The sequence below is a fragment of the Flavobacterium flavipallidum genome, assembly GCF_038289905.1.
GTDB lineage: Bacteria > Bacteroidota > Bacteroidia > Flavobacteriales > Flavobacteriaceae > Flavobacterium > Flavobacterium flavipallidum.
Map to the genome: position 1 here is coordinate 1 of NZ_JBBYHU010000041.1, position 22,570 is coordinate 22,570.

The following is a 22,570-nucleotide window of genomic DNA, read 5'->3' on the forward strand; positions in this document are numbered from 1 at the left end:
CTCTAAAATCTGTTTAAGTGAAATTTTGTGATCTCTAAAAGTACTCATTATATCTATATTTACAATTATAAATATAAGAAATTTCATTCATTTAAGCAATATAAACACATAAAATTATGGATCGAATTATTGATTTATATGACTTATATAACAAAAAAAGTCGGAAGAATAATCTTCCGACCATGACTACTTAATCGCCTCTTTTTTTATTTCTAAACCATTTAATAATAATTGGTATCAAAAACCTTAAAATCGTGCCGTAGGAGCTAAAAAAAGTACTTTTAATAGTATCTACAACATTAGCAGCAACACTCACTAATGAAAGGCTTTCTTTTGTCTTTTCAATGCTTAAAACCAACTTTTGATAACTAATTTCTTTTTCAACTTTCAAAATTTCTAATTCATTGTCAATTTGAGCATATGATGAATATTTTTTAGCAGCCATAATTATTCATTAAAAAAGATTTCTGAAAATTTCTCTAAGATTGGTCCTTCAACAATTTTGTCTTTTACCAAAAATAACAAGCCGGTGAAAAGCAAATAAATCAAACCAACACAAAGAAAACCAATAGTATAACTACCAAAAAATTTGGCCAAAGCAAAGGCTAAAGCTATTGAACAAAATAAAAGAACCATACAAATACAGAGCAAAATTAAGGTAAACTTAAAAATCAAAGTAGTTGACTTCATAGCCATCTTAAACGCTAATAGTTTATAGTAAGAAAGATTCTTTTCTATATATTCTTTAGTTTGATCCTGGATATTTTCGGTATGTTCTTTTAATTCATCAAAAGCCATAATATTGTTTTTCTATATTTTGAAGCAATTAATTTTTATGAAATTTAGCATTCTTCTCTTTTAAATCAGCCAATTTCTTTTCTAAAAAAGTGATTACATCTTCTGTTTTATAACTCATATTAGAAATCATATCTTCATAACTTTCTTCTAAATCAATTTTAGCATTAGCTAATTTAGTTTTCATATCTTTTTCAAGATCTTTGTAACCATCTTTAATTTTTTGTCTGGTTTTCTCTCCTTTATCAGGAGCAAACAAAATTCCTAACACCGCTCCTATTGCAGCTCCACTTGCAAGAGCTATCAAAGTTTTTCCTGTACTACTTGCCATAATATGTTATTTTTTAAGTTTCTTATAAAGATACTAATTAATTCAAACATACTATTTATAGAAATGTTATAAAAAGTTCTAAAATTCGCACTCTTTAAAAATGATAGCTTTCAAAAATAATCTTTAATAAAATTGAGAAATTATATAATCAATTTTTTCCAAAAATTTCAAATTCGAATCAAATCTACCAAAGCAACATTTTCTAACATGAAAATTGATAAAAAAAGACTAAAAATTAAAATAAAACGCTCTGTTAAACGAAAATTTAAAAGATAACTATTTTATTAAAGGATTTTAAAAAATGGCTTAAAATCAAAATATGAAAGCCGATTTTAATCTATAAAAATTATAGTTTTAAAAATTAAAATAGTTTTTTATAATAATAAAAAAAAGCGCTTAATACGCGCTTTTTGATAGTAAAAATTTATTTTAAAAATTCTGCTATAAATTCCAATTCTCTTTCGGTAGAACTCTTAGGAGGATTTTCTTTTAATTTCAAAATTTCATCTTTAAAGGAATTTTTGAAGTCCGAATCGAAATCTAATTTGTTTAAATTTAAAATAGCTCTTGATCGAACAAAAGTAGATTCACTTCTTAAAGACATCGTGAATAACTTTTGTAATTCCTCTTCTTCATAATCAGTTGTTTTTAAAACTGAATATTTTAAAATCAAATTAGCAAATAACAACGAACTTTTATTATTGTTGATATTTTTCTTAAATGAATTTTGTAACAAACTATAATTTAAAATTCCGGCAAGGGTCTCACCTATCGAGGTTCTAATTGCAATACGCTCTTCACGAGTACTTACTTTGAAATATTTATTAATATCTTTTAAAGCATTATTGATACTATTAACTTCTTTTTTTCCTTTTTCTTCCCAAGCATCTTTCAAACCTACAGCCTTGTTAAATACTAATTTTGAAGTTGTGGCATCTTTATCAACAGTAAAATAACCCAAACGTTGAAATTGGAACTTATCACCAGAAACTGCCGATGCAAGACTTGGTTCCAAAAATCCTTTTACAACTGATAAAGAGTTAGGATTGATAAATTCAAGGAAGCTTTTTTCTTTATGACTATCTGGTGCTTCATCTGTAAATAGGCGATCGTATAGACGTACTTCAGCTTCAATAGCATGATTTATAGAAACCCAATGCAAGGTTCCCGCTACCTTTCTTTTAGAAGCTTCTGTCCCACTTCCACTCAAAGAATCAGTATCATAAGTTACATGAATTTCGGTAATATTTCCATTAGCATCTTTTACAACACTTTCACCTTTAATGATATAGGCATTTTTAAGACGTACTTCGTTACCTAAACTTAAACGGAAAAATTTAGCCGGAGCTTCTTCTAAAAAATCTTCTCTTTCTATATATAATTCTTTAGAAAAAGGAACTTTTCTAAATCCAGCAGATTCATCTTCCTGATTATTTTCAGCCTCTAACCACTCCTCTTTTCCTTCAGGATAATTAGTAATTACCAACTTAACTGGATCTAAAACTGCCATAACTCTAGGTGCAGTTTTATTCAAATCATCACGTAAACAAAACTCTAAAAGAGAAAAATCAATGATATTTTCACGTTTAGCAACTCCAATATTTTCACAGAATTTTCTAATAGAAGCAGCTGTATAACCTCTTCTTCTTAAACCAGAAATAGTAGGCATACGAGGATCATCCCAACCGTTTACATGATTTTCCTGAACCAATTGTAACAGTTTTCTTTTACTCATTACAGTATAATTCAGGTTCAAACGGGCAAATTCGTATTGATGTGGTCTAACCAAATTTTCATCATATATTTGATCTAAAAACCAGTTGTATAATTCACGGTGCATTACAAATTCTAGGGTACAAATTGAATGCGAAATTTGCTCTAAATAATCACTTTCTCCATGCGTATAATCATACATAGGATATATACACCATTCATCACCCGTACGATGATGTTCTTTGTGTAAAATGCGGTACATAATAGGATCACGCATCAACATATTAGAAGAACTCATGTCAATTTTAGCTCTTAAAATATGTGTTCCTTCAGCAAATTCACCATTTTTCATTCTTTCAAAAAGAGCTAAATTCTCTTCCACAGAACGATTTCTATACGGACTATCAACTCCAGGCTGAGAAGGCGTTCCTTTTTGTTCGGCCATCGCTTCAGAAGACTGACTATCAATATAGGCTTTACCTTTTTTAATCAAAATAATAGCCCAATCGTACAACTGCTGGAAATAATCAGAAGCATATAATTCCTTATCCCATTGGAAACCTAACCATTGTAAATCTTCCTTAATAGCATCTACATACTCCTGCTCTTCTTTGGCCGGATTGGTATCATCAAAACGTAAATTTACAGGCGCATTATATTTTAAACCTAAACCAAAATTCAAACAAATTGATTTAGCGTGTCCAATATGTAAATAACCATTAGGTTCAGGAGGAAAACGGAATCTTAATTTATTTTGTGGAAAACCTTTTGCTAAGTTTTCTTCAATAATTTGTTCTATAAAATGCAGTGATTTTTCTTCAGTTGACATGTCTTAATTTTAAAACAACAAAGTTATCAAAATAGTTCATTAAATAAGAATTCATAGAATTGCTTATTTGTTTAAAATCTATAAAAATGAAATATATTTGCACTTTTCAACCCTATAAAACATCTTCATGCAAACTATTAAACTAAAAAATATACGCACTTTTTCCTATCACGGCTGCTTAGTTGAAGAAGGAAAAATAGGCTCTGAATATACAGTTGACTTAGAAATTAAAGCTGATTTACAAAAATCAACTCAATCAGATGAATTAGCAGATACGGTAGATTATGTTCATTTAAATAAAATTGTTGTAGAAGAAATGGCAATTCGTTCGCAATTATTAGAACATGTGGCTAAAAGAATCAATACCAGAATTTTTAATGAATTGCCTATGGTTATGAAAACTACAGTTGAAGTTTCTAAAATCAATCCTCCTATTGGTGGTGATGTTGAGTCAGTTACCATTATATTAGAAGAAAATAGAAATTAAAATACCAACTATTAATAAATTCCAAATTCTAAAAGAATAGAATTAAGTTTTTTTATTTGGAATTTGACATTTGGAATTTAGATTATTTATTTTACCTTTGCAGTCCATTAAAACAATGGCGTCGTGGCCGAGCGGCTAGGCTGGGCTCTGCAAAAGCTCCTACTCCGGTTCGAATCCGGACGATGCCTCAAAAAGAGATACAGAAATGTGTCTCTTTTTTTTATGTTTAGTCATTGCGAGCGCAGCGAAGCAATCCTACTTAGTTATTCTCGTTATGTAATTGCTTCGCTGCACTCGCAATGATATAAAAAAACCGCTTTTCATAGCGGTTTCAATTTTCAACTTTATTATTCTTTATCCATATTCTGAAAGGCTTTAGTAACCATTTCTTTTTCTTTTGGAAACCAACCCTGAGTGATTAGTACTACTCCAAAAACCATCAAAACAATACTGATTCCTTTTTTAATTCTGAGAATATTTCCGGGAGTCATCTTCGATTGTAATTGTTTAGCCAATAAAATTTTAATACAATCAACCAGTAAGTAAGTGATAATTACGGTACTAAAAAAAGTCATCATTCTGGAAGTTTGCATATCTAATTTAGGACCTACTGAAATAATAACAGCTAACCAAAAACCTAAAACTCCAATGTTGATAACATTCAGAAAAAGACCTTTTATAAACAATCCAAAATAGTCTTTTTTAATAATCTCGTTATCTATTTTTTTCGTGTTAATTCGTTTTTCTTTATGCAAACCGATATAAGAAATAACACCGTAAGCCAGCATTAATATCCCTCCAAAAATAAAGAGAGCCGGTTTATCTTTCAAACTTTGTATTAATCTAAAACTTCCTAAATAAGCAATAGCTATAAAAATAATATCACCGGAAACTACTCCTAAATCAAAAACAAGAGCGGCCCTGAAACCTTTTACAATACTGGTTTCCAGTAAAATAAAAAAAACAGGACCAATCATAAAACTCAGGAAAACTCCCCATGGAATACCCGATAAAATATCGTTAATCATTAATTTTAGAATTTATTCGAGAATAAAAATACATTTTTTTTATTCTTTTTCTTCGATTTTCCCTCCTAAAATTGTTTGTTGATTAATTTGTTTAGGTTTTCCGTAGATAGAAACCGTACCTCCAGCTTTTACTTTTGCATCAACTAAAGTACTGGCATAAATTTCAGCATTTCCACCAGCCGAAAGATTTACGGTAGTTTGAGAAGTATGTAAATTTCTGGCTTTCAATATTCCACCTGACATGATAACTACATCCTGATTAGCAGCAGCTCCATTCAATTCAATCACACCACCAGTCACCGCTTTTACGTTTACTTTTTGAGCATCAACCTGTACATTGATTTTAGCACCTTCTTTTACGCTTAGATCAAAAATTGTTTGTTTAAAAACTCCGTCTCCAGTAACTGTAGCACCTTCATTTGCTGAAATTTCATCTATATTTTTATAATACAATTTGATTGAAACTGCATCTCCGGATAGCATTTGTTTTAATTGCATTCTTAATTTCAGTTCTCCATTGTTATTCACAACTTCTACTTCTTTTTCTTTATCTCCGCTAATAACAACCTTATTTTCATTCGAAGCTATTAACGTAACTTTCAGTTTATCAAATACTTTTACTGAATTAAAATCACCTAATTTTTTGGTTATTTGTGCAAATGTTACTTGTGATGTAATTGCAATTGCTACTAAAAATACTTTTTTCATTTTCATTAATTTACTGTTTCTTCTGATCTTCTTAAAAAATTAAAATCCAATTGTTTTTTAACTAAATCGGCATTTTTAACTTTAACGTAAATTTCGTCTCCTAATTGTAATAACTTGTTAGAAGTTGCTCCAACAAGTGCATATTGTTTCTCATCAAAGGTGTAATAATCTTCTTTTATATCACGGGTTCTGATCATTCCTTCACATTTATTTTCTACAATTTCAACATAAATTCCCCACTCAGTCACACCCGAAATGACTCCTAAAAACTCTTGATCCTGATGATCCTGCATGTATTTTACCTGCATGTATTTGATAGAATCTCTTTCGGCATTGGTTGCTAAGCCTTCCATGGTAGAACAATGCAAACATTTTGTTTCAAATAATTCCTCATCAGCTGATTTTCCTCCATCTAAATAATATTGCAACAAACGATGTACCATAACATCAGGATAACGACGAATAGGTGAAGTAAAATGAGAATAATAATCAAATGCTAATCCGTAATGACCAATGTTATCTGTAGAATATTTGGCCTTACTCATACTTCTGATAGCCAATGTATCAATTAAATTCTGTTCTTTTTTTCCGGCAACATCTTCCATCAATTTGTTCAACGATTTAGAGATATCACCCGGATTACGGAAATCAATTTTATAACCAAATTTTGCAATTACGTTTTGCATCGCAATCAATTTATCTTCATTTGGTTCGTCGTGAATACGATAAACAAATGTTTTCTTTTGTTTTCCAATAAACTCCGCTACTCTCCTATTGGCCAATAACATAAACTCTTCAATCAAATGATTGGCATCTTTAGCAATTTTAAAATAAACACCTTCTGGTTCGCCATCAGCATCCAAATTAAATTTTACTTCAACTTTATCAAATGAAATAGCACCTTCATTCATTCTTCTTTTACGGAAAATTTTAGCTAATTCGTCCAATTTAAGCGTTGCTGAGACAATTTCCGGAGAAACCTGATAAGAAGCTCCGGTTAATGAAATTTCTTCCGGAATTACATCGTTTTTAGTCTCAATGATATATTGTGCTTCTTCGTAGGCAAAACGTTGATCAGAAAAAATTACGGTACGACCAAACCATTGATTGACCACCTGACATTTTTCGGTAATTTCAAACACAGCTGAAAAAGTATATTTCTCTTCCTGCGGACGCAACGAACAGGCAAAATTAGATAATACTTCAGGAAGCATTGGCACTACTCTATCCACCAAATACACCGAAGTGGCTCGTTGATAAGCTTCATCATCCAGGATAGTTCCTTCTTCTAAATAATGCGAAACATCGGCAATGTGAATACCAATTTCGTAGTTTCCATTTTCTAATTTTTTAAAAGAAAGTGCATCATCAAAATCCTTAGCATCTTTTGGATCAATGGTAAAAGTCAGCGTATCTCGCATATCACGACGCTTAGCAATTTCAGCTTCAGTAATTGAAGTATCAATTTTTTGAGCATAGGTTTCAACCTCAATTGGAAATTCAGCTGGCAAACCATATTCGGCCAAAATAGCATGAATTTCGGTATCGTGCTCTCCTGGTCTTCCTAAAACTTTCACTACTTTTCCAAAAGGAGAATCAGCTCTTTTAGGCCAATCTTCGATATGAACTAAAACGACATCTCCATTTTGAGCCTCACCCAAATTATCTTTTGGAATAAAAATATCCGTGTACATTTTTGGATTGGCAGTCGAAACAAAAGCAAAGTTTTTTTGAATATCAATTACGCCAACAAAATCAGTTTTAGCTCTTTCTAAAACTTTAATTACTTCTCCTTCAGGACGTTTTCCTCTTCTTCGATTATAAACGTAAACACTTACTCTGTCTTTATCTAAAGCACGATTTAAATTATTAGTTGGAATAAAAATATCTTCTTCAAAATCCTCACATATAAAATAAGCTGTTTTACGACTCGTCATATCTATGGTTCCTTCGTAATAATCCTGGCTAACCGCTTTGATTAAATATTTTCCCGGTTCTGATTCTGTGATTCTCTTTTCGGCAGCAAGAATCTTTAAATCTTTTATAATTTGATTTCTGCTTTGTGTATCATCTTTATCTAAAATAGCAGCTATCTGCTTATAATTAAAGGCTTTATTAGCACTGTTAGATAATATTTTTATAATTTTATCAGAGAAACTTTTCTCTTTTTTAGCAGGCTTTCTTAATCTTTTTCCCATAGGTCTTTTCTTGAAAGTGGAAAATTACGAAATAGTTAGGCAGTTCTAAAGAAAAGAATCAGTTTTAAATAAAATATAACGTATAAAGAATAGTTTCAAACTATAAAAAAATCATCGATATGGAAGCCTTCATTACCATTGCTACTTTCGATTACGTTCACGAAATCGAAATACTAAAACACCGTTTAGATCAGGAATCTTTGCAATACTATTTTGAAAACGAAATTATGTCTTCCATCGCACCAATGTATTCAACTGCTCTTGGCGGAATCAAATTAAAAATTCATCCTAACGATTTTGAAACAGTAAAATCGATTCTTCAGGAAATGAAATACAATAACAATCTAAAAATTGTTTAAACTTTTCAAAGTTGTCAACATATACTATTATTATAAAAAAGAAATTTTAAAATTTTAAAAATTATTTATTGTTATTATAGTGTGTTAATAGTTGCAATAATTATTTTAGAATTTGTTTTTAAATGAAGTTTTTCCTTGTTATCAAGAGTTATTAACATAGTTATTTGAAGCTAAATATTTAATTTTTAAGGATTTTTAAAATATAATTAACAACCGTTGATAACCTAAAATTTATTTAAAATGTAAATAAGTTCATTGTTAATAATTGTTGATAACCTCAATTTTAAATATGAATAACTATTCTAAAAATTCCCGAAACTTTGTTTGGATTTTTAATTTCAGTTTTTGATTATAAAATTTTTGTTTGCAACCAAAAAAAAGTTCTAATTTTCTTTTCATAGTTATCAACAATTTATGTTAAATTAAAGTTAACTGAAAATCAGTTAATTATAAACCAATATTAACAACGTAAAATTTTAACAAATAAAATATAAAGTATTTATTGATTTTCAGTTATTTATGAATTATTAAAAGTGTTGATAAACTACTTATTTTACTCATTTATAGATTATTATATATCAAATTAGAAAACAATAGTTTTTCCTTTTTTAAAAAGAATGAATTACAATTAGTTTTGGTAAATTTGCTGCAAATTAAATACATAAAAAATGAAAATTTCAATAGGAAACGATCACGCGGGACCAGAATATAAGAAAGCAATTGTTCAATATTTAGAGTCAAAAGGACATCAGGTTACTAATTATGGTACTGATACAGAGGCTTCTGTAGATTATCCTGATTTTGGACATCCAGTTGCTTCTGATGTTGAAGAAGGAAAAGCTGATTTTGGAATTGTAATTTGTGGAAGCGGAAATGGAATTGCCATGACTGTTAATAAACATGCAGGAGTAAGAGCAGGTTTATGCTGGACTAAAGAAATTGCTTATTTAACCCGTTTACACAATGATGCTAACATTGTGAGTATTCCGGCTAGATATACATCGATTCAACAAGCTATTGAAATTGTGGAAACTTTTTTAGAAACTGCTTTTGAAGGTGGAAGACATCAAAACAGAGTGAATAAAATTGCTTGTCAATAAGTAAAAAAATTCGCGGTGCTTCGCACCAAAATTTAACACAAAGCTCGGTCATTCACCGGGCTTTTTTTATTGTTTGTATAACCAATATAATATTAACAATTGAAGTAATAAAATTCCAAAATATTTTAATAAATATGAAGATTTTGCCGTTTTATGTCTGAAAATCAACATAGAAAGTCCACTGCCAATAATTCCGCCAAGTAAAATAACTCCTAATAATCTTCGCTCCGAAATTCTTCTTTTTTCCTTTATAGCTTGTTTTTTATCATAAGCAATTTGGATAAATCCAAAAATGTTAGTAATCAAAAAATAGTAGAATAAAAGTAGCATTAGATTTTAATTAATTAGTAATCAATTAATTGTTGTTTTTTTATAATTTCTTTGAAAATACTCTCCTTTCAATTTCTATAATCAAATTTAATTTTTTTGATTTGCAAGAAAAAGATGAATTTAACAGAATCACTAATTAATAGAAATACAAGTAATTTATTCGAATTAAGAAACCATAATCAGTATGTTAATGTTTATGACTTGTTTTTACTATATTTTAATTCAATACCAAATAATATTATAGAAGAAAATATTGATTGTGAAAAAGCTAAAAATCATTTTTTAAAAAAATATAAAAATGAAATTAAAGAACATTTTTATAAAAAAGAAGCATTTGAAAACGAAACAAAACCAAAATTTAAGGAAATTTACTGTATTTTGGATAACATTATAATAGTATTTTCTATGGAAAGAAATCGTATTTGTTTTCTTTTTAATGAAAATCAAAGTGAAAAAATACAAACGAGTACAATAGAATTAATTCAATTTAAGAAAAGAGTAAAAAAACAATCACAGGAGATTTCATTACTTATAAATACTAGCCATGGAATAGAAACCACATTTTTTAAAATCAAAAAACCAAAACTAAAAATAGAAGATAATTATAACGATGATTTTAAGGAAATTCATCAAATTATTTATAAAAGATTAACCAAAAATAATGAAAAAGGATTGATTTTGTTACATGGAAAACCAGGAACAGGAAAAACATCTTATATTCGATTTTTGATATCTTCTGTTAAAAAAAAGGTGATTTTTTTACCGCCAAATATGGCTAGTTCTATTACAAATCCCGATTTACTTTCAATATTAATTGATAATCCAAATTCTGTTTTTGTTATAGAAGATGCTGAAAATATAGTTATGAAAAGAGGTGAAAATGATTCTTCTGCTGTATCCGCATTGTTGAATATTTCCGATGGCTTACTTTCCGATTGCTTGAATATTCAGATTATTTGTTCTTTTAATACCGATTTATCCAAAGTGGATTCAGCATTAATGCGAAAAGGACGTTTGATTGCCAAATATGAGTTTAAGGAATTAGAGGTTAGCAAAGCGCAGCAACTTTCGGATAAATTAGGTTTTAAAAAAGAAATTCTTAAACCAACAATCCTTACCGATATTTATAACCAAAACGAAAGTCATTTTCAAGAGAAGACAAGTGTTATAGGGTTTTAGTTAAAAAAATATAATTGATTTTAAAAAATAAAATATTGTATGCAAAATTTAGAGAATTTATTAGCAAGTATTAAAGATGTAAAAATCAAATACGATAATGAAAATGAGAAAAATAAATTTAATGTTTTTGATGCTCTACATAAAAGAACAGATGAAGTTAACTTACATTCGAGGTTTATCTCATACTTAATTTGTCCAAAATCAAAACATGGTCAAAAAAAATTTTTTTTAGAAATTTTTGTTAGAGATGTATTAAAATTAAATGAAAATGAATTTGACTTGTCTAATTGTCAAATTTTCCCTAACGAAGAAAAAAAAATTGAGTTTAAAGAAATAGATATTTTGATAATAAATAAGCTTAAAAAGCAAGCAATTATTATTGAAAATAAAATTTATGCTAATGATAGTAATAAAATTGAAGAAAGGAAAAAGTATGATGGATATGATGGACAGTTAGAAAGATATTTTAATACAATTAACACAGGTATTGATGTACACGGCAAGATTAATAATGATTTTAAATGTAATACAGTTTATGTTTATTATTTGAGTATTGATAAAAAACCAAGTGATGAAAGTTTAGGAATTTTAAAAAATGAACCTTTTAATAAAAGTTGGAAAGGAGAAATTTATTACGGTGTAGAAATCATAAATTGGCTAGAAAAATGTATACAAGTAAGATTGGATGAAAATCAATTTGTAAAAGAATTTATTATTCAATATTTAAAAATTATAAAAGAAATGACTAATAATGATATAACAACAGATGAAAAATTAGAATTAAAAGATAAAATTTCTAATAATTGGCAAGGTGCTAAATTTCTAATTGAAAATTTCAAACATGTGAAATGGCATACTACTCATGAATTTTGGTTGTATTTAATAAAAGAAATGAAAAATAAAGAATTTGAAAATGTAAGATTGTATCAAGATTATAATGAAAGTTTTGAAAAGTTAATTACTGATATCACTCATAAAAATAAATTTTTTAATTATGGTATTAAATTTAATTTTAAGAATAAAAGAGAGGGATATATTTCTGGTTTTGGAAATTTATCATGGGGTTTATTAGCCACTCAAACAGAGAATAAATTATTTAAAAATGAATTTGAAGAGGATTTTTTTAATGAAATTAATTTTTCAAATTTCAATTCAGAAAATACATTTCGTTTGATAGATCAAAAAAATATGGAGAGGTTTGTAAAACTATTTGTTGAAAATATAATCAATGAAGAAGTAAACAATTTTGATGCTTTAATTTCAGAATGAATTAAAAACCTTTATAAACTTTGCGAAACACTTTGCATCTTTGCGACTAGAAAATTCAAGTAATGACTAACATACAATTCATCGCCAAGTCTGTTAATACAGCAGCCATAAACATTCAAAATACAGTTCTATTATTAGAAGAAGATTGTACGATTCCGTTTATTTCCCGTTATCGAAAAGACATGACCGGAAATCTTGATGAAACGGTTATTGAACAAATCGCTAAACTTCAAAAAGAATACGAAAGCATTATAAAACGTAAAGAAGCCATTCTTAAATCTATAGAAGAGCAAAAAGCCTTGACGCCAGAATTAGAGAAAAAAATCGAACAAAGTTTTGATTTGCAGGAATTGGAAGATTTTTATTTGCCATACAAAAAGAAGAAAAAAACAAAGGCCGATGTAGCTCGCGAAAATGGATTAGAACCTTTGGCAAAAATTATCATGGCTCAAAACAATGATGACGTGGAATTTTTAGCTTCCAAATATTTGAATGAAAATGTAATCAATGAAGATGCTGCTTTACAGGGTGCAAGAGATATCATTGCCGAATGGATTAACGAAAATATCTTTGTTCGCAAACAATTAAGACGATTGTACCAACGAAAAGCGACAATCACTACCAAAGTGGTGAAATCCAAAAAAGAGGAGGAGGGAGCTCAAAAATTCAATCAGTATTTTGATTGGTCGGAACCCATTACTAAAGCGCCCTCACATCGTTTATTAGCCATGTTACGTGCCGAAAACGAAGGTTTTATCAAGTTTAAAGTAGAAGCTGATTTAGAGGAAGTGTATGATATCATTGACGAATTGGTTTTAAAAGGGCAAAATGCAACTACACCGCATGTGCAACTAGCGATTGAGGACAGTTACAAAAGATTGTTGCAACCTGCTATTTCTAACGAAATTTTGCAGGAAGCCAAAGCTAAGGCAGATGCCAATTCGATTCAGGTTTTTGCTAATAATTTGGGACAATTATTGTTGGCGCCACCTTTGGGAGAAAAACGCATTTTAGCTATTGATCCAGGATTTAGAAGTGGCTGTAAAGTGGTTTGTTTGGATGAAAAAGGAGATTTGTTGTATAACGAAACCATTTATCCGCATGCGCCACAAAATGAAACGTCTATGGCTATGAAAAAAATCCGTTCGATGGTCAATGCTTACAATATTGAAGCGATTTCTATCGGAAACGGAACTGCTTCGAGAGAAACCGAATTTTTCATTAAAAAAATTGCATTTGACAAGCCGATACAGGTATTTGTTGTTTCGGAGGCCGGTGCTTCGGTGTATTCGGCTTCCAAAATTGCCCGTGAAGAATTTCCTAATTATGATGTAACAGTGCGTGGTTCGGTTTCTATTGGTCGTCGTTTGAGCGATCCTTTGGCCGAATTGGTAAAAATAGATCCTAAAGCCATTGGCGTCGGCCAATACCAACACGATGTGGATCAAAGCAAACTAAAAGAGGAATTGGATAATACGGTGATTCGTTGTGTGAATTCGGTAGGAATCAATATCAACACAGCGAGTAAACATTTGTTGAGCTATGTGAGTGGAATAGGGGAGAAATTGGCCGAAAATATTGTGCAATACCGTTCAGAAAATGGTGCATTTCAAGATAGAAAACAATTGAAAAAAGTACCTCGTTTAGGTGAAAAAGCCTTTCAACAAGGAGCGGCTTTTATCCGAATTAAAGAAGGAAAAAATCCTTTGGACAACTCGGCGGTACATCCGGAAGCTTATGAAATTGTCGAAAAAATGGCAAAGGATTTAAAAATTTCGGTTGATGATTTAATTGCGAATAAAGAAAAAACAGCGCTGATTAAAGCTGAAAATTATACCAATGAAGCCATTGGGATTTTGGGAATCAAAGACATTATCAAAGAATTGGAAAAACCGGGATTAGATCCTCGAAAAGCAGCCAAAATCTTTGAATTTGACCCGAATGTAAAAACCATAAAAGACCTTAAAATCGGAATGGTTTTACCGGGAATTGTCAATAATATTACCAATTTTGGTTGTTTTGTAGATTTAGGAATCAAAGAAAGTGGTTTGGTTCACATTTCCCAATTGAAAGCCGGATTTGTGAGTGATGTCAACGAAGTAGTGAAATTACACCAACAAGTTCAAGTGAAAGTTACAGAAGTGGATGAGGACAGAAAACGTATTCAGTTGACGATGATTTTGTAAAATCATTGAAAATAAAATCCCAAAATCCAATTAAGCTATTTGGATTTTGGGATTTTATTTTTTCTTTGTTTTCCAAATAAAACCATCCAAAAGATAATGGGTAAATTGAGGTACTGTCAACATTGGTACAATTAAAAAATACCAATTGGAAAAATCTTTTGTTGTGCTTGAAAATTGTTCGTTCCAAACTAATATTTCCCAAAGATATTCTTCGAAAAAAGCTATAAAAAGTAAAATAGAAAGGAAGAGGATGAGTCCTTTGAAATGTTTGAAATAATGTAGCCAATTCAATTCTGCGACTGTTTTTTTATCTATTTCTTTCAAATAAATCAATGCGATATAAGGGATTCCGTGGGAAACGACATTGAGTAAAGTAAAAATTAAATCATTATTGAAATACACGATTCCGAAATACCAGGAGAACATGGTTCCTACAATTATCGCATTTTTTGGAATATTGAAATAGTTGGTTTTAGTCCATAAATAGATGGTTCTAATTGCATAAAAAAGGATTATAAAACCATATATCCAACTTAAAATTGTTATTAAAAATGGATTTTGAAAATGTAAAAATTCATTTTCAACAAACCAGTTAAATTTTCGCGGAAGCGTTAAAAACCAAAACAGCATAGGATAAATGGTGGCAGTATAAATAATCAAGTTATCTATCCAAGCCCATTTTTTAGGTTCTTTTCGCGCATATAAGCGCATAAAACCATATTGCTGACGTATGAAGTGAAAAACGGCAATATAAGCTAATACAGACCAAAAAACACCACTCCCAAAAGAAAACAAAAACATTCCGATGAGAAAACATAAAATAGGTAATCCAATCAATAACTTTTTTCTTTTTTGAAATTCCTCAGCTACAAAATAGGTTTTAAATAAAGTAGCATAAACATGTGCCACATCAATAAAAACAATTAAAAAAAGCCAGGTATAAAAGGAATATTTATCTTCTATTTCCTGAAGTTGTTGTTGGAATATAAATACTATTGCGACTACCAAAAAGGAAGGCAATAGTATAAATAAACTATCCGTTTTTGCTTTATGAATCCAAGGTTGTTCCATCAATCATTCTGTTTACTGCGTTAATTCCCTGATGAAATGCTTCTTCAAAAATCGAAATTCCCGATAAATCGCTATGAGCAAAATAGATTGTATCATTAATTGTTTTGGAGGCTTCTTTTTTGGCAGATCCAAAAATAAAACCTGGTACCGGACTAATCATTCCGTGACCTAATAAATGAATTTCAATACTTTCGGTGTCTATTTCTATAGTTGGATGAGCTATTTTTAGATCATTAAATACCATTTGTTTCCAGTATTCTTTGGATTTTTTATACAATGCTCTTCGAGTTTTTTTTAGATCAGAAGACGAAAAACTGTAGTAATACGTAATTACTTTTTTGTCCTGAAGTTGCTGTAAAGACTGCTGTTGATCATATACATATCCTAAACCTTTTGCTCCGTAAATTACATTGTCCCAACATAGGGGATAACTTCCGTTATCCGTCAAATCCGAAATTATCAAGGTTGCTAATAACCAAGGTGTGTAATGAAAATTAGATGTCAAATTTTTTCTGTTTTCCAATAGATATTGGTTTACAAACTGAGGAGTTGCAAGCAAAATTTTATCGGCTGTTATAGTGATAGAAATTTTAGTTTTATTGTCAAAAACTTTTGCGACAGCTTTATCATTTTTGATTTCTAATGCATAAACTAAATGGTTTTTTAACGATTTGTCTTTTACATATTTTTGCAAATGATGTGCTAATCGGGCATTTCCTTCCGGCCAGGTAAGAACGGTATCCTGATGGTTTTGAGAAGCATTTTGTTTTCTTGCTGCAAAGTAATGAATACCGGCATAAGCTGAAACATATGCGATTCCTAAACCAAAATCATCTCTACAACAATAATCAATATAATTATATAATGGAATCGACGAAAAGTGGTTGTTTTCAAACCATTGTTTCATTGTGATAGCATCTAATTCTTTTAAAGCTTCATCCCTTGAAGATTCGGATAGGGGAATCATAAACGAATATTTTCCCTGTTTATCTTTTTGAGTTCTATATCCATCCATCAGTTTAAAAAAACGATTGATTTCTTCATCTTCAAGAGAAGTATTTCCTTCTTTTGGAACTAAACCTTCATGCCAATTGTTTTTGTAAAATAAACGTTCATCTGGGGCAATAGTAAGTTGTGTTTCATCAAATTTTGGAAAACCCTTAGCGTCATAACCCAATATGATTTTTTCTTCTTCTAAAAATTCCAATAAGGCTTTGTCTTCCATATTAGGTAAGGGTAAATAATGCGCGCCCAATGGATATTTAGAATATTTATTTTCTCCATTGGATGAATTTCCGCCCAAATGATCTTCTAATTCAACCATCAGAAAATCAGTAATTCCTTTTTTAGTTAATTGTCTTGCGGCACTTAAACCCGAAATTCCACCGCCAACAATTAAGTAGGGAATTGAAATTTCCTGAGTTGGTTTTGGAAAATTTTGCACACGCAACTGATGACCTAAAATATGATTGGTTCCGGATAACCGAATTAAAAGTGTAATTGCTTTTTCTTTACAACTATCTAATAAAGGGATAGCCAGCAAGGAAGCCGCGACTATTTTGAAGAAATTCCTTCGCGAATTATTGTAATTTTCCCCATTCTTCATCGAAATAGCGTACTAAAATTTGGTTATCCAATCGATTGATTTCAATGTCGTTTGAAATCATATCTTGGGAAAAATAATTGAACTGATCAAATTGATAATTGTAAAAACGAAGGTTATTTAATTTTCGGTTTACCGTATTGAAAGTGGTTCCAAATCCATTAATGGCAATAGTATAACCCCATTCACCAAAGGATGGAACATAAGCGTGATAAGCATCTACTTGTGGCAAAACCTGCATTACCGTTTTATTAATACACCAAAAAGATTTTGGAGCAAAATATGGGGAAGTAGTTTGTATGACTAGTAATGCATCCTTTTTTAATAATTTTTGAATGGTGGTATAAAAGTTAAGTGAGTATAATTTTCCTAAACTATAATTAGACGGATCCGGAAAATCAATTATCACCACGTCAAACTTTTCTTGACAGTTTTTGGCCCAAATGTAAGCGTCTTTGTTGTAAAGAGTAACTTTATTATTGTTGAGTGAGTTTTTATTAAAACTAGTTAATATGGTATTAGTTTTGAACATTTTGGTCATGCCTTCATCAAGATCGACCAGTGTTATTTTTTTAACATCTTTGTATTTTAAAATTTCCCTAACGGCCAGTCCATCACCACCTCCCAGAACCAAAACATTATCCACGTTTTTGGCCATAGATAAAGCAGGATGAACTAAAGCTTCATGATAACGGTATTCATCGGCAGAGCTAAATTGAAGATTATTGTTGAGATACAATCTATAATCATTTTTATTGTGGGTTAAAACAATTCTTTGATAAGGGGTTGTGTTAGTATAAATAATATTTTCTCCATATAATTTTCCTTCAGAAAAGGATAAAATTTTGTCTGAAAACAAAAATACGGTTAGCAAAATCAAGAACGATAAGATGGCTTTAGTTTTTAAAAAGTGTATTTTTTTGATTTCTTTTTTAAGCAAATAACACAAAGCAATGGCGATGGAAACATTGATCATTCCAAAGAACAATGAAGTGCCCATAATGCCCAATTTTGGAACTAAAATGAGCGGAAACAGGATAGAGGCTAGCAATGCTCCTATGTAATCAAAGGTAAAAACATTAGATACCAAGTCTCTAAATTCAACCTTATCTTTTAGGATATTCATTAGAAGTGGTATTTCTAATCCTACTAAACATCCGGTTACAAAAACAAGAAAGTAAAGTATAAATTGAAAGGAGTAGATACTTTCAAATAACAGAAATAGAATAACTGAACTCAGTCCTCCTATTAATCCCACTAAAATTTCTATTTCGATAAAAGTATTAAGTTGGTTTTTGGTCAAAAATTTTGAAAAATAGGAGCCTATACCCATCGAAAAAAGATAGACACCAATAATAAAAGAAAATTGTTTTACCGAATCGCCTAATAAGTAACTCGCTAGTGTACCTGCAACTAGTTCGTAAACGAGTCCGCAGGTAGCAATGGTAAATACAGCAAAAAGTAAGAGGTATTCAAATTTTAAAATTTTTTTACCCATGAATAGCAGCACTAATAATCATTGAAATTCCAATGATGAAGGCTGCAAAAACGATTGCTAAAGCCACATTATTGTTCTTAGATATTTGATTCCAGGTATTTTCAGGAGTAATTTTTTCGATGATAAAATAAGTTATTAATAGAATAAGTATTCCTAAAAGAGAAAATACAATTGAAGCTAAAACAGGTTTCATAGTTAAGATATCCATATTGTTTCGTTTTATTATTTGTGGTAAAAATGATTGATACTACTTCTGCCAGTCGAAGTAGGTTTGTAATTTTCGGTCGATTCGCAATCGCAAATTCTGTTACCAGAAGTATTATAATAAATAAAAAGGCCATAAAAAAACATTCCCAAGACGAGTATGAGATAATTGGTTTTTATAAAAGTTACAATTTTTTCCATTTTAAAAGTCGTTATTCATTCCACCTTTTTTCTTCAAAATTTTTATCCAAATAATACATTGCTATAACAAAAGCAATCATAAATATGAAAACCATCCAAACATTTCGCATAGAAGGACTGGACCAAGTTGCCTGAATTTGAATAGATTGGTTTAAAATATCTTCGGATGCTTTCATGGGAGTAAGTGCTAAATGGTATTTGCCTGCAGCTACACCACAGATATTAAATTCTACAGTAGGATTTCCCTCAGCCCAGTTTTCGCCATCTGTGTAGCCATGATAATATTCGATGTCTTTATTGGCATAAATTTCTTCACCGGTTGTTTCATTTATTAAAGCAACTTGTAAATTAGCCCATGAATTATCAACATTAGAATGGGCTCTTATGGATAATGGCGCTGCACTGCCTTTTAAAGTAAAAGAAGGTGTGACATAATCTTTAGTTGTAAATTGGTCAAAGGCAATTTCAGTATTAAGTACTTTTTCTTCAATTTGGTCTTTGTTAAGAAACCAATTAGTTAGTAAAATTAATAAGCCAACAACGCAAAAAGTTAACGCTAAGTTCCTAATATCGAATATAAATGGTTGTACTAGTCCTATCCCTTTTTTAGAGGGTAAATTAGTTACCCCAAAAGCTTTTTTTATGTCACTTTTTGAAATGTGTTTTCCAAAAAAAGTTGTTTTTTCTTGACCTATTTTTTCAAATGAAAGTATCAAAGGAGGATTGATATATTCTAAAAGTTCAATCCTTTTATAAATATCAAAATCAAAAAAACCTTTTGCGGCAATTACTGTTGGATTTGATATATCATATTTATCGAAGGTCATTTCTTCGTGTTTAACCCATAGTGGATAAGAATTAATATTTTCAGGATATTCTATTTCATTTAAAATAATCCAATGTCCAGAAGCTTCCGATAAATATAAATAGTCATTTTGGTCCGCTTCTAAAATATATTCGGTCCATTCAAAACCTTTGTTTTCTTTAATAAGAACTCCGGTTATTTTATATTCTTTATCATTAAATCTCGCAATTTTACCGATTTCAAATTTTTCATCAAAAGAATAGAATTTGAATTTATTATAAAATTTAAGCCCAGCATCTCGGGTATTTTTATAAACATAAGAACAATTTGGACAAGCAAAAGTGGTTACTTCAAAATTAATATCCAGAGTAGTGGTTGTGTTGCAATTAAAACAAGGAACATTCATAAACTATCGGTTAATTTCAAAATCTTTTAAAACTTTAGCATCAAAATAAGTAATGTATGCAGCTGTAATTTCTTTTACTTTCTGGCTATTATCCTGAAGATAATTACACAAATACACATCTAAGGTTAATTGTTTGAATTCAGGCCAGGTATGAATACAGATATGAGATTCTTTTAAACAAATAGCAATGGTAAAACTATTGTTGTCAAAATCATGCTGACTAATCCCTACTTTTTCCAAATTATATTTTAAAATTAAATCTTCAGAAAAGCTTATAAAATTCTTGCTGGAAATTAGTTTTTCTTCTTGTTGTACTTCAAGCGTAACAAGTTTATGTAAACCAGGAGAGTAAGAATCTATTGTCATTAAAAATTAGTATTTTAAATTTTACTAATCTATACTAAGTAGTAAAAAGTGTACTAAAGTAATAAAAAATACTAGTATTTAAATAAAATATTTACAAAAAATCTAATATGCATCAATATAACATGCTGGGAGCCTAATATGTTTTTGTAAAATCACTAAAAATAAAAAATCCCAAAATTCAATAATATTTATTGGACTTTGGGATTTTAAAATTTTATTTATTTACAAATGAATAACACCGCCTAAGTTAAAACTAAAACCACCGTTTGTTATATTTCTATTGTCTGGTCCATTATTAATATTTGTTAAACCATTAAACCATTGAGCATCAATTAAAAGACCAAATTTTTCAGTAATTTCAATTTTGTATCCAATTCCAAAAGTCAATCCTAATTGGAAAGTTTCTATTAGATTATCAGGAACTTTTTGGTCATTAACTTTAGCACTTAACAAAAAAGAAGGAGTTAAACCAAAATTTAAATTCCATTTTCTGGTACTTCCAAAGTGCCAGTTAGCATTAACAGGAACGCTTAAATAATTTAATTGATCTTCCCACAAAAAAGGATCACCATTTTCATATTTACCACCCATTTTGTCAAAAATCAAACCTGATCGTAAACTCCATCTGTTGTTGAAATAATAGTCAGTTGTTACTCCAAATTCTACACCGGAATTTGATTTTGTAGAACCATCATCATCATATTCAGCAAAACTTGAAGTTCCTATTTTAGGGGTAATTTCAATTACTCCTCTTTCTTTCATTTGCGCATTAGCTAAACCAAATGAAACCAAAGCAACTAATGATAATACAATTTTTTTCATTGTTTTATAAGTTAAATTTCTTACGCAAATGTAATTGGTTTTTACTTACAAAAACAAAGTTGAAGTTAAAAATATAAAAAAACCTGATTCAAATGAATTCATTTAAATCAGGTTTTTAGATAAAAAATAGAATTTTTTATTTTGTCTCTTCTTCGATTTTTTCTTCTTTTTTATCAGCAGGTTTTTGGTCGTCTTTAGCAGCGTTTTTAAATTCTTTAATTCCACTACCTAAACCTTTCATTAATTCCGGAATTTTTTTACCTCCAAAAAGTAATAATACTACTGCCAATATAACAAGGATTTCTGTAACTCCAAATCTTCCCATGATTGAATAATTTATGCCGAAGCAAATTTGTAATTAAAACTAGCTACAAAGATATACAGAATAAATTAATGGGGATTCTTTTCACGCAATTATTTAATTTATATTACGTTAAAAATTTTCTAATTTTTTTTACATCTTTTATGATGATAAGCTAATGCTGACAAAGCATAAGGATTGACTTTAATTCATATATTTGTGAAAAAGCATAAGCATGTCTGAAAAAAGGTTAAAAAGAAAAAAACTGCATAAAAAACTCTTCACAAAAAACCGTTTGGTTATTTTGAATGAGGATACTTTTGAGGAAACTTTTTCTTTAAAACTAACTTTGATGAATGTCTTTGTGGTAGCTACTTTGGGAGCTATTTTTCTGATTTCAGTTACAACATTGATTATTGCTTTTACGCCTTTGCGCGAATATATTCCGGGATATTCTTCAACAAAATTAAAGAAGGACGCTATGGAATTAGCATTAAAATCAGATTCGCTGACAACTATTTTAAAGAAAAATCAGGCCTATATATCATCGATACAAAAAGTATTAACAGGTAAATTAGATTATGCCAAATTTAATAAAGATTCCATTTTAGCCGTTCCTCTTGATTCTGTTCCAAAGGCAGATTTATCAGCTTCCAAAGCAGAATTGGAATTGAGAGCAGAAGTAGAAAAAGAAGAAAAAGAGGCACAGCAAAGCAGTGTGAAAAAGAAGAAATAATAGATTGTATTTATTTTCTTCAAAAATTATAATTAGCAAAACAAA

Annotated in this window: 23 protein-coding genes and 1 tRNA gene; 8 read left to right on the plus strand and 16 right to left on the minus strand. The window is 29.8% G+C overall.

The window, feature by feature from the left end; all coding sequences use genetic code 11:
* Window positions 1–190 precede the first annotated feature (190 nt).
* From AAEO59_RS14920 to AAEO59_RS14935, 4 genes are all read right to left on the minus strand, one after another.
* A complete protein-coding gene (locus tag AAEO59_RS14920) occupies window positions 191–445 on the minus strand; it encodes a DUF6327 family protein (RefSeq protein ID WP_341701550.1) in 255 nt (84 codons plus the stop codon).
* A gap of 2 nt (window positions 446–447) precedes the next feature.
* Window positions 448–798: a competence protein gene (locus AAEO59_RS14925; RefSeq protein ID WP_341701551.1), complete on the minus strand. Its 351-nt coding sequence runs from the start codon at window positions 796–798 to the stop codon at window positions 448–450.
* Window positions 799–826: 28 nt separating this feature from the next.
* Window positions 827–1,126, minus strand: coding sequence for a YtxH domain-containing protein (locus tag AAEO59_RS14930; protein WP_341701552.1), 300 nt, complete (start codon window positions 1,124–1,126; stop codon window positions 827–829).
* Between the two features lie 424 nt (window positions 1,127–1,550).
* Window positions 1,551–3,668: a glutamine--tRNA ligase/YqeY domain fusion protein gene (locus AAEO59_RS14935; RefSeq protein ID WP_341701553.1), complete on the minus strand. Its 2,118-nt coding sequence runs from the start codon at window positions 3,666–3,668 to the stop codon at window positions 1,551–1,553.
* 127 nt (window positions 3,669–3,795) lie between these two features.
* Between AAEO59_RS14935 and folB the strand changes: the two genes are divergently transcribed.
* Both folB and AAEO59_RS14945 read left to right on the plus strand, forming a co-directional pair.
* On the plus strand, window positions 3,796–4,155 hold the full coding sequence (gene folB / locus AAEO59_RS14940) for a dihydroneopterin aldolase (protein ID WP_341701554.1): 360 nt from the start codon (window positions 3,796–3,798) through the stop codon (window positions 4,153–4,155).
* A 117-nt stretch (window positions 4,156–4,272) separates the two neighbouring features.
* Window positions 4,273–4,343 (plus strand) — tRNA-Cys (locus AAEO59_RS14945).
* A gap of 159 nt (window positions 4,344–4,502) precedes the next feature.
* Here AAEO59_RS14945 and AAEO59_RS14950 read toward each other — a convergent pair.
* From AAEO59_RS14950 to rnr, 3 genes are read right to left on the minus strand one after another with little or no spacing between them, the layout of a single operon-like run.
* Window positions 4,503–5,183, minus strand: a complete 681-nt coding sequence (locus AAEO59_RS14950; RefSeq protein WP_341701555.1) for a LysE family translocator — start codon at window positions 5,181–5,183, stop codon at window positions 4,503–4,505.
* A gap of 39 nt (window positions 5,184–5,222) precedes the next feature.
* The gene (locus AAEO59_RS14955; RefSeq protein ID WP_341701556.1) at window positions 5,223–5,891 is read right to left on the minus strand and encodes a head GIN domain-containing protein; all 669 of its coding nucleotides are present in this window, start codon (window positions 5,889–5,891) and stop codon (window positions 5,223–5,225) included.
* Window positions 5,892–5,896: 5 nt separating this feature from the next.
* Window positions 5,897–8,089 (minus strand): ribonuclease R, encoded by a 2,193-nt coding sequence (rnr, locus tag AAEO59_RS14960; RefSeq protein ID WP_341701557.1) that lies wholly within the window; start codon window positions 8,087–8,089, stop codon window positions 5,897–5,899.
* A 119-nt stretch (window positions 8,090–8,208) separates the two neighbouring features.
* Here rnr and AAEO59_RS14965 point away from each other — a divergent pair, with 119 nt between their 5' ends.
* Window positions 8,209–8,448, plus strand: a complete 240-nt coding sequence (locus tag AAEO59_RS14965; protein ID WP_341701558.1) for a DUF2007 domain-containing protein — start codon at window positions 8,209–8,211, stop codon at window positions 8,446–8,448.
* A gap of 668 nt (window positions 8,449–9,116) precedes the next feature.
* Window positions 9,117–9,548, plus strand: a complete 432-nt coding sequence (gene rpiB, locus AAEO59_RS14970; RefSeq protein ID WP_341701559.1) for a ribose 5-phosphate isomerase B — start codon at window positions 9,117–9,119, stop codon at window positions 9,546–9,548.
* Between the two features lie 66 nt (window positions 9,549–9,614).
* Here the strand turns inward: rpiB and AAEO59_RS14975 are convergent, their stop codons facing one another.
* Window positions 9,615–9,878 (minus strand): DUF1294 domain-containing protein, encoded by a 264-nt coding sequence (locus AAEO59_RS14975; protein ID WP_341701560.1) that lies wholly within the window; start codon window positions 9,876–9,878, stop codon window positions 9,615–9,617.
* Between the two features lie 114 nt (window positions 9,879–9,992).
* On the opposite strand from AAEO59_RS14975, the gene AAEO59_RS14980 reads away from it, so the two are divergent.
* The 3 genes from AAEO59_RS14980 (at window position 9,993) to AAEO59_RS14990 (ending at window position 14,512) form a co-directional block, all read left to right on the plus strand.
* Window positions 9,993–11,057, plus strand: a complete 1,065-nt coding sequence (locus AAEO59_RS14980) for an AAA family ATPase (protein ID WP_341701561.1) — start codon at window positions 9,993–9,995, stop codon at window positions 11,055–11,057.
* A gap of 39 nt (window positions 11,058–11,096) precedes the next feature.
* Complete coding sequence (locus AAEO59_RS14985; RefSeq protein ID WP_341701562.1) at window positions 11,097–12,326, plus strand: PD-(D/E)XK nuclease family protein; 1,230 nt, start codon at window positions 11,097–11,099, stop codon at window positions 12,324–12,326.
* A gap of 62 nt (window positions 12,327–12,388) precedes the next feature.
* Window positions 12,389–14,512 (plus strand): Tex family protein, encoded by a 2,124-nt coding sequence (locus AAEO59_RS14990; RefSeq protein ID WP_341701563.1) that lies wholly within the window; start codon window positions 12,389–12,391, stop codon window positions 14,510–14,512.
* Between the two features lie 54 nt (window positions 14,513–14,566).
* On the opposite strand, the gene AAEO59_RS14995 is transcribed toward AAEO59_RS14990, so the two are convergent.
* The 8 genes from AAEO59_RS14995 to tatA form a co-directional block, all read right to left on the minus strand.
* Window positions 14,567–15,583, minus strand: a complete 1,017-nt coding sequence (locus AAEO59_RS14995; protein WP_341701564.1) for a hypothetical protein — start codon at window positions 15,581–15,583, stop codon at window positions 14,567–14,569.
* A complete protein-coding gene (locus AAEO59_RS15000; RefSeq protein ID WP_341701565.1) occupies window positions 15,561–17,189 on the minus strand; it encodes a flavin monoamine oxidase family protein in 1,629 nt (542 codons plus the stop codon). Before AAEO59_RS15000 ends, AAEO59_RS14995 begins: the two co-directional genes overlap by 23 nt.
* Window positions 17,164–18,684: a polyamine aminopropyltransferase gene (locus tag AAEO59_RS15005; RefSeq protein ID WP_341701566.1), complete on the minus strand. Its 1,521-nt coding sequence runs from the start codon at window positions 18,682–18,684 to the stop codon at window positions 17,164–17,166. Before AAEO59_RS15005 ends, AAEO59_RS15000 begins: the two co-directional genes overlap by 26 nt.
* Window positions 18,677–18,892, minus strand: coding sequence for a DUF350 domain-containing protein (locus AAEO59_RS15010; protein WP_341701567.1), 216 nt, complete (start codon window positions 18,890–18,892; stop codon window positions 18,677–18,679). Before AAEO59_RS15010 ends, AAEO59_RS15005 begins: the two co-directional genes overlap by 8 nt.
* A gap of 208 nt (window positions 18,893–19,100) precedes the next feature.
* On the minus strand, window positions 19,101–20,300 hold the full coding sequence (locus AAEO59_RS15015) for a DUF4178 domain-containing protein (protein WP_341701568.1): 1,200 nt from the start codon (window positions 20,298–20,300) through the stop codon (window positions 19,101–19,103).
* A gap of 3 nt (window positions 20,301–20,303) precedes the next feature.
* Complete coding sequence (locus AAEO59_RS15020) at window positions 20,304–20,666, minus strand: S-adenosylmethionine decarboxylase family protein (RefSeq protein WP_341701569.1); 363 nt, start codon at window positions 20,664–20,666, stop codon at window positions 20,304–20,306.
* Window positions 20,667–20,888: 222 nt separating this feature from the next.
* Entirely contained in the window at window positions 20,889–21,488 is a 600-nt protein-coding gene (locus AAEO59_RS15025; protein ID WP_341701570.1) for a porin family protein, read from the minus strand.
* A 136-nt stretch (window positions 21,489–21,624) separates the two neighbouring features.
* Entirely contained in the window at window positions 21,625–21,813 is a 189-nt protein-coding gene (tatA, locus tag AAEO59_RS15030) for a twin-arginine translocase TatA/TatE family subunit (RefSeq protein ID WP_341701571.1), read from the minus strand.
* Between the two features lie 211 nt (window positions 21,814–22,024).
* On the opposite strand from tatA, the gene AAEO59_RS15035 reads away from it, so the two are divergent.
* The gene (locus AAEO59_RS15035) at window positions 22,025–22,525 is read left to right on the plus strand and encodes a peptidase (protein WP_341701572.1); all 501 of its coding nucleotides are present in this window, start codon (window positions 22,025–22,027) and stop codon (window positions 22,523–22,525) included.
* Window positions 22,526–22,570 lie beyond the last annotated feature (45 nt).